Here is a 12261-nt window from a genome sequence, read left to right on the forward strand (position 1 = left end):
TTAAATTCGCGACGTGGACGGTCTTCGAAACCACCTTCACGGCGTGGACGATCATTGTTGAATTCACGACGTGGACGATCTTCACCACCAAATGAACGCTGTGGACGGTCGCCATCACGACCACCTTCACGACGTTTGAAGTTAGATTCACCTTCAAAACGACGACCACCGCCGAAACCGCCACGACCACCTTCACGACGACCACCGCCATTGCGACCACGACCACCATCACGACCAGAACGTGCTGGAGGTGGAGATGGCTCTAAGCCTTCGATTTCAGAAACTTCTAAACGAGCATCTAAGTAATCTTCTAAAGCACGGATTTTGCCGCGTTCACGGTAAGTTGCCAAAGTAATTGCTTTACCTGTACGACCTGCACGACCTGTACGACCAATACGGTGTACATAGTCTTCGTTCTTCATTGGCAGACCAAAGTTGATTACGTGTGAAATCGTTGGTACGTCTAAACCACGCGCCGCAACGTCAGTTGCAACCAAGATTTTTGCGCGACCTTCACGAATACTACGTAAACGACGGTTACGCACGGTTTGTGGCATTGCACCGTGAAGTGCAACTACTGAGTGACCCGCTTCAGCCAATTCTTCAGCAAGCATGTCTGTGTCTTCTTGTGTAGACGCGAAAACAACAGCTTGATCAAGATCTTCTTCACTCAACCAATGAGTTAAAAGTTTTTTCTTGTGCTCAAAACCATCAGTCCAGTGTAGAGTCTGAGTGATGTCTGTATTGGTAGAATGACCTGTTTCAATTGCAATACGCTCAGGATCATTCATCATGCGTTCAGCAAGAGTGATGATACGTGGTGCAAATGTTGCAGAGAACATTAATGTTTGTTTACGGTTTGCCGCAAGATCGCTAATCGCTTCTAAGTCTTCAGAGAAGCCTAGATCAAGCATACGGTCAGCTTCGTCAACAATTAATGCATCAACTTTATCAAGTTTGATTTGACGACGGTTCACAAGGTCAAGTAAACGACCTGGTGTCGCAACCACAACTTGTGCACCTTTTAACTGTTGGATTTGCTTGCCAAATGGCATACCGCCCATGATCGCAGCAATACGTGCACCTTTCATGTGACGTACAAATGCAATTGCGTCTTGGCTTACTTGTTGCGCCAACTCACGTGTTGGGCAAAGTACTAAAATATTTGGTTGGGTAATTGCTTTCATACGTTCTTTGAACGGAACGAAAGTCTCTTGACCTGCAAGTGCGTTTAACGTTGGAAGTAAAAACGCCGCAGTTTTACCTGAACCTGTTTGGCTTGATACAAGAAGGTCTTTACCTTCTAAAGCAGCAGGAATCGATTGTTCCTGTACCGGCGTAGGAGATGTAAAACCTAGGCTTTGTAGAGCTTGTTGTAACGATTCATGTAAAGAAAATTCAGCAAAAGTTTTGCTCATAGAGTTTTTCACCCGAAAACTGGGTGCTCCATTAAAATAAAGTCAGATGGACATCGGCAAAAAGCGGCACAGCAATAATCGCTGAAAATATAGAATCAGCGGCGATCCGAGAACGACGATGCGTATAACGCACATTTGATTACAGCCGCAACCTGAAGGAATCGCTTAAGCGATTGGGTGGGGCGCGAAATAATGTCCTCTCTTTGGACCGGACGCGCATACACAATGATAGAAGAGAATGTTCAGGTAATGAACGAAATTTAGTGCGTGGCAAGATTATAACAGCATATTTTTAAAAGTCACCTTTTTTAATCGACTTTTACCATTTTTTTAAAAAATATTATTTAAAGATGCAATTAAAGCTTGGAATTTTATATAAAAAAGCCCTCAAAATTGAGAGCTTTTTTATCGTCACTTGATCAGGTAATCATTCAATTACTTTGCTGCTTCGCCCCACGCTGGCACGACTGCCTGCATTAATGGCTTTAACATTTTCATTGAACATGCAAGTACTTGACCATTTTCCATAGAGTCGCTACCGCCACGTGCATCAACCACAGTGCCGCCCGCTTCTTTCACAATCAATTCGCCTGCTGCGATGTCCCAAGGCTTTAGACCGAGTTCGAAATAAGCATCGAAACGACCCGCTGCTACATACGCCAAATCTAATGCTGCTGAACCTGTACGACGATATTGCGCACCAGCTTCAGTTACATTTAACAATGAAGCAAAATGATTTTTTGCATAAGAAATCACTTCACCATTACGTTTTGCGCGGTAAGCATGTCCTACAGACATGAATGTATTTTCAAGGCTGTCTTTCACATTTACACGAATACGGCGTTGATTCATCATGGCACCACGACCACGACTCGCAGAGAACAACTCATCTTTCACAGGGTCGTAAATTACACCGTGTTGAGTAATGCCTTTATGTTGAACTGCAATAGAGATACAGAAATGAGGAACACCATTAATGAAGTTTAAAGTGCCATCAAGTGGGTCAATGATCCAACACCAATCTGCGTCGTGACCTTTACCTTCTTGATAACCAAACTCTTCACCAAGGAAACTGTGGTTTTTATAGCTTTTACGTAGCGTATCGATGGTCAATTGTTCCAAATAACGGTCTACACGCGTTACAGGCCCATCAATTCCTTTTTCTTCGACTTGTAGATCAAGTTTATGACGATTTTGATGCGCTTTTAAAAGCTCTTGACCGACTGTTTGAGCCGCACGCGCAGCCATCACCACCATAGGTTCCATTGAACACCCACTACAAATTTGAAGATATTGATTAAAGAATAATGCATAAAAGCCCCTATATCTTAACAAATATAAGCGCTTTTAGGGAAAAAATGTTTCGAAAATTTAGTTTTTGATTAGCCTATACTTTGTACAAACTTTAACCATGCTGATTCTATTGATTTAACAATACCTTGTGCATCTAGGCCTGCTTGTTGCAACATTTGATTGTGTGTTGCCTGATGCATAAAGTTATCAGCCAAACCTAAATTCAGCATCGGCTTAACAATTTGCGCTTGTGCCAAATATTCATTGACTGCACTACCCGCACCCGCCATTACTGCATGTTCTTCCACGGTGACAAACAATTGAGTTTGATCGGCTAAGCGCGACAATATCTGTTCATCTAAAGGTTTCACAAAACGCATATTGACCACACGCACGCCAACATCCAGTTGCTGTGCCAGACTACGTGCAGCCTCTACAGATGCCGCAACACGACTACCAAAAGCCAGAATGCTGATCTGTTCATCGGCAGTTTCGTTCAATTGCAAGACAATTTCAGCACGCCCTATTTCTAGTTCAGTCATGTGCTGCTGTATTTCCACACCTAAGCCATTACCACGCGGATAACGTACCGCTGCTGGTCCTGGATATAAATATGCAGTATGCAACATCTGACGACATTCATTTTCGTCTTTCGGTGCCATGATGACCATATTCGGCACAGTTCGCATGAAGGCATAGTCATATGCTCCTGCATGCGTTGGGCCGTCTTCACCGACCAAACCTGCACGATCAATACCAAACGTCACATCCAGATTTTGTAATGCCACATCATGGATCAACTGATCATAACCACGCTGCAAGAAGGTGGAATAGATGGCGACCACAGGTTTTAAGCCTTCACACGCCATTCCAGCAGCCAGTGTCACTGCATGTTGTTCTGCAATCGCCACGTCAAAGAAACGCTCTGGATATTGCTGCGCAAACTTGACCATACCTGAGCCTTCGCACATGGCAGGCGTAATCGCTAATAAACGTGTATCTTGTGCTGCTTGATCACATAACCACTGACCAAATACATCTGAATATTTAGGCGCTGTTTGCGGTGCCGCCTTGGCATTTATTTTGCTAATGGCGTGGTATTTAATTTGTTCTGCTTCAGCAGGCGCAAAGCCTTTGCCTTTTTTGGTATAAACGTGAATTAAGCGTGGTCCACTGCGTTTTTTCAAAGCATCAAAAACTTGCGTCAACTCTTTGACATTATGGCCATCAAAGGGTCCAAAATAATCAAAACCAATCGCTTTAAACAGATTGTCAGCAGCTTCTGTTGCGGATTGATGTAAGCGTGAGTTATATGACCATTTTGGATGTGGTTGTACGTAAGCTTCGCCTTGTTCTGAAATATGTACTGACTGACCACTTTCCCAAATTGCTGCCAAATGCTTGGCAAAACCACCCGTACTGCACGAAATCGACATATCGTTGTCGTTGAGTACCACCATCAAGTCAGCATTATGCGCCACGGCGTCATTCATGGCTTCAAATGCCATGCCCGCAGTCATAGCACCATCACCTACAATCGCGACCACATCACAAGGATTTTGTTGGTAGCGACGCGCTAATGCCATTCCCAGCCCCGCTGAAATTGCAGTAGATGAGTGGCCAACCCCAAAAGTATCAAAAATCGATTCATCTCGCACAGGGAATGCTGCTAGACCATCTTTAGCACGAATGGTGGTTAATAACTCACGACGACCTGTTAAGGCTTTATGTGGATAAGCCTGATGACCCACATCCCAAATGAGGCGATCATCTGGCGTATTAAAACAGTAATGCAAGGCAACTGTTAACTCAATGACCCCCAAGTTCGCGCCAAAATGTCCGCCGCTTTGTCCAGCTGCATACAAAATAAATTGACGTAACTCATCCGCCACTTGTGGTAGTTGATCACGCGCGAGCAAACGTAGTTGTTGTGGATGATCGATCGTATCCAGCAACGGTGTTACAGGGCGTTGAGTTGGTATTTCTGTATACAACATATGTGGCAAAGCCTTCTAAAGCCTGGCAAATCCTAAGCTAGGTAAATGGGTTACTTGATCATCGTGGGATGATATCACCTTCAATCAGCCACATTTCTGGCGATGCGTACTTGAGTACAAAACTCAATTGGCGTTTTTTGGTGCGTAGATTATCCTGAATAATATAGCTATTTATCAACTATTATCGTTCGCTTTCTACAAAAAAGAAAATCTTGCATACATTTTCAATGTGACTATTCTACTAATGTCCAAGCATTACGCTATACTTTAGTCAATTTATAAACTATTTAACGGGTTAAACAGTGCCTATAGAATTTGTCGCAACGTCTCGCCTTCCCACTGCTTTTGGTGAATTTAAAATTACGGTCTTTCAAGACCCGAAAACGGGTGAAGAACATGTTGCGCTCTCTAAAGGACTCGATACACCACCAACGGGTCCAGTATTGGTTCGCATTCACTCGGAATGTTTGACTGGCGATGCTTTTGCCTCATTAAAATGTGACTGTGGCCCGCAATTACAAGCCACCCAGAAACTCATTAATGAAGTCGGACAAGGCGTCATTCTCTACTTGCGTCAGGAAGGTCGTGGCATTGGTCTTACCAATAAAATTCGTGCCTATGCCCTGCAAGATCAAGGACATGATACCGTTGATGCCAACCTCATGCTGAATTTGCCTGCCGATGCACGTCGCTATGATATGTGTAGTATTATGTTGGATCATCTCAATATCAAAGAAGTTCGCTTGGTTACCAATAATCCATTAAAGATTAAAGCATTAACCGATCTTGGCATTAATGTAATTGACCGTGTACCATTAACGGTGGGTTTAAATCCGTTCAATGAAGATTATTTAAAAACCAAACATGAACGCATGGCACATATGTATAAAAAGGATGACTTTTAAGTCATCCTCGCCTGATTTATTTGCACATTTTTCAATCAATAACAGCATTTAAGTCAGCTAAATCGTCATCGAGAAAATACGGTTATTCGGCATTTTTCGACTTAAACGCAAATCGAATGCCATACAAATATTTCGCACAAAAGGTTTGCCCTGCTCAGTAATTTGAATATGATCTGCTTCAATCGTTAACAAGCCATCTTTTTGCATTTCTTCTAGTTGTTGTAACACCTGTGGTAATTCTGGAAATCGCTGAGCTTTGTCCTTCCATGACGTCGTAAAGGTACACATTAAATTCAGAATATGTTGCCGAATGACCAAATCTTCATCGCTTAAAATATGGCCACGATAGACAGGTATTTCATTTTGCTCTAGACGCGCATAATAATCTTCTAAAGTTTTTTCATTTTGCGCAAAGCTGTACAAACTATCACTGATGGACGAAAGCCCCAAACCAATCATGACCTGAGTTTTGGATGAGGAATACCCCATAAAATTACGATGTAAATTTGCGTGCTGAAAGGCTTGATACATTTTGTCGTGTGACAAAGCAAAATGGTCCATGCCAATTTCATAATAACCCTGTGCCAGCAGTTTTTTCTTACCCTCTTCATAGAGCTGGCGTTTTAATTCGTCTTTGGGGACATCCTGATCTTTAAAACCACGTTGTCCATTGCCTTTAATCCAAGGCACATGCGCATAACTATAAAATGCCAAACGGTCTGGACGTAACAGATTGGTTTGATCAATGGTATGTAAAACATCGGTTAAATCTTGGAAAGGCAGGCCAAACACCAAATCATGCGAGATAGAGGTATAACCAATGTCTCGCGCCCAGCCCGTCACTTGTTGTACATGCGCAAAGGGTTGAATGCGATGAATGGCTTTTTGTACTTTTTCATTATAATCCTGCACTCCGTAGCTGACACGGCGGAAACCAAGGTCATATAGGGCTTGCAGATGTTCACGCGTGGTATTGTTCGGATGCCCTTCAAAACTAAATTCATATTCGTCCGAGATTTCCGCTTGCGACAAAATGCCTTGGATAAGTTGAGTTAAATGTTCGGCCGAAAAGAAAGTCGGTGTGCCACCGCCCAAATGAATTTCTTTGATAATGGGTTTTTCGACCAACAACTGACAGTACAAGTCCCACTCTTTTAACACTGCTTGAATGTAAGGCTGTTCCATCTCATGCTTTTTGGTGACTCGTTTGTGGCAGCCACAAAAGGTACATAGGCTTTCACAAAACGGCAGATGGATATACAAACTAATGCCTTCTCGGGCATTCGATTCATCAAATGCTCGCTTTAGGCTTTGCTTCCACTGCACCAAACTAAAATCTTGCTCTTCCCAATACGGCACAGTTGGATAACTGGTATAGCGTGGACCTGCAACATTGTACTTTTGAATAAGGGAATTGGCTTGAGTCATGGATGCCTCATCAGAATCTCTGCCTGATACAACAGGCGTGTTTCCTCTATTGTGCGGAGCTTAAATTCAGAATTCAACCTAGCCTTTTAGTCGGGATAATTTCTATGAGATCAGATAGATACTGTAATTCAAACCAACCAACTTATTTATCCAAATAAGAAAAAACCTTAATTTTTTTATGATTTTATGTTACATGTTAGGGCAACTTTTATTATTTTTTAGAGGGTTGAGATGCAACATCCAACGTCCACAGATATTCAACGTGTTCGTGACTTTCTTCTCGATTTACAAGCCCGTATTTGTGCTAGCTTAGAACAACAAGAACGTGCTGGCGGTGGAACTGCTGAATTTATCATTGATGATTGGCAACGCCCTGAAGGCGGTGGCGGACGTTCACGCGTATTACAAAATGGTACAGTGATTGAAAAAGGTGGTGTGATGTTCTCACACATCAACATTTCCAAACTGCCTGCTTCTGCCACTGAACGTCATCCTTCAATTGCAGGTGCAAAAGCCCAAGCCATGGGGGTGTCTTTAGTGATTCATCCTAAAAATCCGAATGTGCCGACTTCACATGCCAATGTACGGTTATTTGTAGCGGAGCCTGAAGGACAAGACCCAATCTGGTGGTTTGGAGGTGGTTTTGACCTCACCCCATTTTATCCTAACGATGAAGATGTACTGTCTTGGCATCAAACGGCGTATGACTTATGTGCTCCATTTGGCGATGGCGTCTACGCCGAGCATAAGCAATGGTGTGATGACTATTTCTATTTAAAGCATCGTGATGAACAACGTGGTGTTGGTGGTTTGTTCTTTGATGATTTAAATCAATGGGACTTTGAAACCTGTTTTAACTACATTCAAGCGGTGGGCAATGGTTACCTAAACGCGATCCTGCCAATTTTCCAAAAAAATCAAGATAAACCTTATACTGAAGCACAACGTGAATTCCAGCTTTACCGTCGTGGTCGTTATGTCGAATACAATCTGGTTTATGACCGTGGCACATTATTTGGGTTACAAACAGGCGGACGAGTTGAATCAATTTTGGTCAGTTTGCCTAATTTAGCGGGTTGGTCATATCGCCCTGAATGGGAGGCAGACTCTGCCGAGAAAAAACTCACGGATTATTATTTAAAACCTCAAGATTGGCTCAATCTACTCAAATAGACACACGGACTTACAATTTTGAAACCTTAAGTACGCCCTTTTTAACCAGATCAGGGCGACTTATAGATTAGATTGGTATATTTCCCCACAAACTCCCCGTAGAATGTCTTCTACAAAAATGTCTATTCTTTGCATTTATCAAAAATACTGTCACCGCTTTAAAACAGCATTCCCGCTCTTTACGGTTTAAAAATACATAAACTAAAAGAAGGTATTTTTAATATATTCATTTTAATGACATGAAAATCTCGTATCGTTCTGTGCTGTCATCTGAGGTCTCTAACATGTTCACAAAAAGAGTTAGTTCAACCATCATGGTTTTTTCCTGCTTTGCTATTGTCTTCCTGAGTTCAATTAGTACGACTATTTTTTCTGAAAGTGCATTCAATGATAATGCTTCGATCAGTATTGCCGTACTTGCAGCGATTGGCTTAGCACTGACTACTGCAAAACTCATCTTTGATACGATTCACAATATTTGTAATCCATAAGCACTTGATTTCCACCCCAGAAAAAATAGGTTAGCGCTTTAGCCTGAGTGCAATTTGCCGTATATTGAACGGCATTTCTCACATGGATTTTGTGCGATGAGCAAACAATTCGCTGTCATCGGCAACCCGATTGAACAGTCTCGTTCCCCTGAACTTCATCATGCCTTTGCAGCAAAAACAGGCATCGACCTCCGCTACAGCAAACGCTTAGCCCCTCTAGATGGCTTTGAAGCCAGTGTGCAAGATTTTTTCGCTCATGGTGGCAGTGGTATGAATGTCACTGTTCCATTTAAAGAGCAAGCCTTTGCACAATGTCAGGTACTGACCGAACGAGCCAAAATTGCCAAAGCCGTCAATACGCTATGGATGCAAGATGGCATACTTCATGGCGACAATACCGATGGTCAAGGTCTGGTCGATGCCATCCATGCTTTGGGTTGGTCACTCACGCAAAGCCGCATCTTAATTTTAGGTGCAGGTGGGGCCACCCGTGGTGTGATTTATCCTTTGGTACAAGCAGGCGCGAAACACATCGTGATCGCCAACCGTACACTATCTCGTGCGGAACAACTGGTGACAGATTTACAACAGCATGTGCCACAAGCTGAACTCAGTGCGACAGCACTCACTACCTTAACTGGAGAATTTGATCTGGTGATTAATGCCACTTCTGCCAGTTTGAGTGGTGAAACCTTAATCCTTCCAGAGCAACTGATTTTTCACCATGCTTACGAAATGGCTTACGGTAAACCCTCCAGTTTTCTTGACCAAGCCAAAGCACGCGGTATCCCAAGTTCTGAAGGGTTTGGCATGTTAGTTGGGCAAGCTATAGAAGCATTTTCCATTTGGAATGGGGTGAAACCTGAATTAAAAGATTTCCTTTAATCACTCAAGCACACCCTTGAGAAAATAAAAAAGCCAACCGACTGGGGTTGGCTTTTTTGAATACATAACTTTATTTCAAATGCTTAACCACAGCGACATACGCTTTTTCATACAGATCATAATCCATAAAACCATCGTGGTCTTTGTTTAACTTGGCAATAGATTGCTCGGAAAGTTTATCCTTACGATCATCTGCAAATGCTTGACCCAGTACCGCTGCCGCACTTTTTAAGGTTTTGGTTTGCTCAGCATTGAGCTCATAGTCATCCTTAAATAACTCAATATAATAATCTGCAAAGACCGCTTGCGGCGTTTTATACTGCTGAACTCGCTTGTTCCATGCCTGATATTCTTTCGCACCTTCCGAAGCGTCTTGAACAATACGCGCAGCGCTATAACCCAACTCATCAAACTGATCTGGATCTAGTAATTTGTGCTTTGCTTTCAGGCTATTCAAACGAGTTAAAGCTTTGCCTTTCGGCTCTTCTAAACGGTCATTGAAACGGTAAGCATAGACTTCTGCAATTTCATTTAACTCGCTATTGCTATAATTCTTCACTATTTCAGGGCGGTTTGCAGACAGCATCAAGACGAAGACCGATTGGTAAGTCTTAATATAAGAACCTGTGTTTGCAAAAGTTTTTTCTGCCAAGTCCGACAACTGCTGATCAAAGCTCAACTGTTCTCCCTGCTGTCCATCTACACCAGTTCCAGACATACCTAACGATTTGGTAAAGCCTGTCACTACATTTTCTAGCATTGAGCCTTTGGTGACTTCCTCAACCGATTTGGCATCGCGTAATGCTTTTTTATCAATCGGTGTACCATGTCCATAATTCGAGACTTGCATATCTAGATTGATACCGAAGTTCCCAATGGTCTCATCAGCAAATTGTAATTGATATGCCAAATCTACTGCACGACCTTGATTATCCAACGCCACATCTATAGTGACTGGCATAGCCTGCCCACTTTCCGCTAAAGCAGCCTGAATTTCAGGTTGATGCTTAATCCAAAGCGCTTTAAACGCCTGCACATCGGTTAATTGATCGCTAACATAAGGTTCAAAAATATGTTCTACCTCTTGCATCGCCAACACTTTTTGCTCCAGTGCAGAAGCAGAAGCGGTTGATTTCGCTTTACCTTGCGCTGTTTGTAGCAACTTGATGCCATAGATATCTTGACAGTAAGTTACATCACCAATTGCGAGATGTTTTTTACTGCTCAACAATGCTTCACATGCCTGTTCCGATAAAAGTTGACTTGATGATGCTGCAGCAACTGCACCCGTAGCAATATCTTCTGCTACTTCATCTTCAACAGTTTCTTCCTGCGCTTCGGCAACCTCTTCTGTATGTTCAGATGCATCAGTTGATTCTTGCTCTGGATATAACAACTCATCCAAACGATTATTAATTAAGGTTGCTACACGCTCTGAAGATGCGTAGGCTTGTGCACTCACTGATTCACTGCTTGCTGCAACCGCTGCGTCTGCAGCTTTTTCGGCCTCTTCTGCTACAGTTGAAGCATCTTCACTAGCGGTATCAGTTTCAACCACGCCCATGACTCGCTGAGTAAGGTATGGTTTATTAATCTGCTCAAACAAACTCATTTGCAGCATTAAATTGCCCAAATCACCTTGATAGCGGATTTTATTGCTGATGCCCTGTTGTTTTTCTGATGCTGAAACATGCATACGCTGCAATTGTTTAGTATCTGCCAATACATAAGGCAAAGCATTCATCTGTTTCAGGTAATCGACCAGTTTAGGCACATTTACACGATCCAGATCTTGTTTATATTTGGAAAAATCTAAATATGCAAAAGATGCCTGACTGTCTTTATTGACCAAGTACGGCATGAACGCAAAATAGTTGGCATAGAACTTATAGTTTTGAAAATCCACCACCATTGGGAGCTTCGCTTCAACCAATAGCGTTGGTTTTTGATATTTGGCCACCAGATTTAAAGATGCCATTTTGTCTCGATAATGTACCGAACCATCATAGCTAATTTTTAAATCATTCATAAAATTCATCAGACCTGCAGCAATGCGGGCAGATGATGAATCCGAACCTTGACCGTAAGAATACGGGCTTTGCTCTGCAAGAATCGCCTCATACAAGACCTGCTTCTCTTGTTTACTCAACGACAACTTTTGTTGTTTTAAGTACTGATCTAACTGCTTTTGAATGGCGGGGTCTAAATTCTGCGTCGAATTAGAAGTTGTTTGAGTATTGGCAATTTTGCCTTTACTGGTATCAAACTGGAAACCCATGTTACCGCGATAATCGTAACTCGGATATTCATACATCGCATTGACGCCAGTAACCGCTTGTTGTTCCAAAGAGGTATTGGTCGAATTAGATGTATTCGAATTGGATTTTATGACATGCTGAGAGCAACCGACTATGCTCAAACTTAAAAGACAGCAACTTAAATATTTTAAACGCATAGGTTTTTTTAAACCCCTTATTTATTTATACTTTAAGACATCAAAAAAATTGATTAAATGATCAAAAGACCGCAGATACTGTAGCAAAAAAATACAATATTTTGATAACATTTTTTACTTTAATTAGCCTTTCTGACATTTTTATTGGGCTACACTATCAATGTATTTTTATAACTAATGTGAATAATCAAATTATCGATTCGGATAATCCAAAAC

At 42.1% G+C, this 12261-nt stretch carries 9 protein-coding genes; 4 read left to right on the plus strand and 5 right to left on the minus strand.

Features of this window, described 5'->3' with window-relative positions:
- The 3 genes from I593_RS16120 to dxs all read right to left on the minus strand — a co-directional run.
- Nucleotides 1-1418 (minus strand): DEAD/DEAH box helicase (locus I593_RS16120; RefSeq protein ID WP_016168631.1); only part of this gene is annotated, 1418 nt, incomplete at its 3' end.
- A 435-nt stretch (nt 1419-1853) separates the two neighbouring features.
- Nucleotides 1854-2684, minus strand: coding sequence for an inositol monophosphatase family protein (locus I593_RS16125; RefSeq protein ID WP_016168632.1), 831 nt, complete (start codon nt 2682-2684; stop codon nt 1854-1856).
- A 116-nt stretch (nt 2685-2800) separates the two neighbouring features.
- Nucleotides 2801-4708 (minus strand): 1-deoxy-D-xylulose-5-phosphate synthase, encoded by a 1908-nt coding sequence (gene dxs, locus I593_RS16130; protein WP_016168633.1) that lies wholly within the window; start codon nt 4706-4708, stop codon nt 2801-2803.
- 302 nt (nt 4709-5010) lie between these two features.
- On the opposite strand from dxs, the gene ribA reads away from it, so the two are divergent.
- Nucleotides 5011-5613: a GTP cyclohydrolase II gene (gene ribA, locus I593_RS16135; RefSeq protein ID WP_016168634.1), complete on the plus strand. Its 603-nt coding sequence runs from the start codon at nt 5011-5013 to the stop codon at nt 5611-5613.
- Nucleotides 5614-5670: 57 nt separating this feature from the next.
- Here ribA and hemN read toward each other — a convergent pair whose 3' ends face one another.
- On the minus strand, nt 5671-7041 hold the full coding sequence (gene hemN / locus I593_RS16140) for an oxygen-independent coproporphyrinogen III oxidase (RefSeq protein WP_016168635.1): 1371 nt from the start codon (nt 7039-7041) through the stop codon (nt 5671-5673).
- Between the two features lie 231 nt (nt 7042-7272).
- Between hemN and hemF the strand changes: the two genes are divergently transcribed.
- The 3 genes from hemF (at nt 7273) to aroE (ending at nt 9590) form a co-directional block, all read left to right on the plus strand.
- Complete coding sequence (gene hemF, locus I593_RS16145; RefSeq protein ID WP_016168636.1) at nt 7273-8214, plus strand: oxygen-dependent coproporphyrinogen oxidase; 942 nt, start codon at nt 7273-7275, stop codon at nt 8212-8214.
- Nucleotides 8215-8498: 284 nt separating this feature from the next.
- A complete protein-coding gene (locus I593_RS20165; RefSeq protein ID WP_016168637.1) occupies nt 8499-8705 on the plus strand; it encodes a hypothetical protein in 207 nt (68 codons plus the stop codon).
- A gap of 96 nt (nt 8706-8801) precedes the next feature.
- Nucleotides 8802-9590, plus strand: a complete 789-nt coding sequence (gene aroE, locus I593_RS16155; RefSeq protein WP_016168638.1) for a shikimate dehydrogenase — start codon at nt 8802-8804, stop codon at nt 9588-9590.
- A gap of 70 nt (nt 9591-9660) precedes the next feature.
- Here the strand turns inward: aroE and I593_RS16160 are convergent, their stop codons facing one another.
- Nucleotides 9661-12045 carry a hypothetical protein gene (locus I593_RS16160; RefSeq protein WP_016168639.1) on the minus strand — a complete coding sequence of 795 codons (2385 nt, stop codon included), beginning with the start codon at nt 12043-12045 and terminating at the stop codon, nt 9661-9663.
- Nucleotides 12046-12261 lie beyond the last annotated feature (216 nt).

This window comes from Acinetobacter tandoii DSM 14970 = CIP 107469, from assembly GCF_000400735.1.
Classification (GTDB): Bacteria; Pseudomonadota; Gammaproteobacteria; order Pseudomonadales; family Moraxellaceae; genus Acinetobacter; species Acinetobacter tandoii.

Excerpts from the sequence above, each read along its gene's own strand:
- I593_RS16125 (WP_016168632.1), bottom strand. The coding sequence starts at position 2,684 with ATGGAACCTATGGTGGTGATGGCTGCGCGTGCGGCTCAAACAGTCGGT.
- dxs (WP_016168633.1), bottom strand. The coding sequence starts at position 4,708 with ATGTTGTATACAGAAATACCAACTCAACGCCCTGTAACACCGTTGCTG.
- hemN (WP_016168635.1), bottom strand. The coding sequence starts at position 7,041 with ATGACTCAAGCCAATTCCCTTATTCAAAAGTACAATGTTGCAGGTCCA.
- hemF (WP_016168636.1), top strand. The coding sequence starts at position 7,273 with ATGCAACATCCAACGTCCACAGATATTCAACGTGTTCGTGACTTTCTT.
- I593_RS20165 (WP_016168637.1), top strand. The coding sequence starts at position 8,499 with ATGTTCACAAAAAGAGTTAGTTCAACCATCATGGTTTTTTCCTGCTTT.
- aroE (WP_016168638.1), top strand. The coding sequence starts at position 8,802 with ATGAGCAAACAATTCGCTGTCATCGGCAACCCGATTGAACAGTCTCGT.
- I593_RS16160 (WP_016168639.1), bottom strand. The coding sequence starts at position 12,045 with ATGCGTTTAAAATATTTAAGTTGCTGTCTTTTAAGTTTGAGCATAGTC.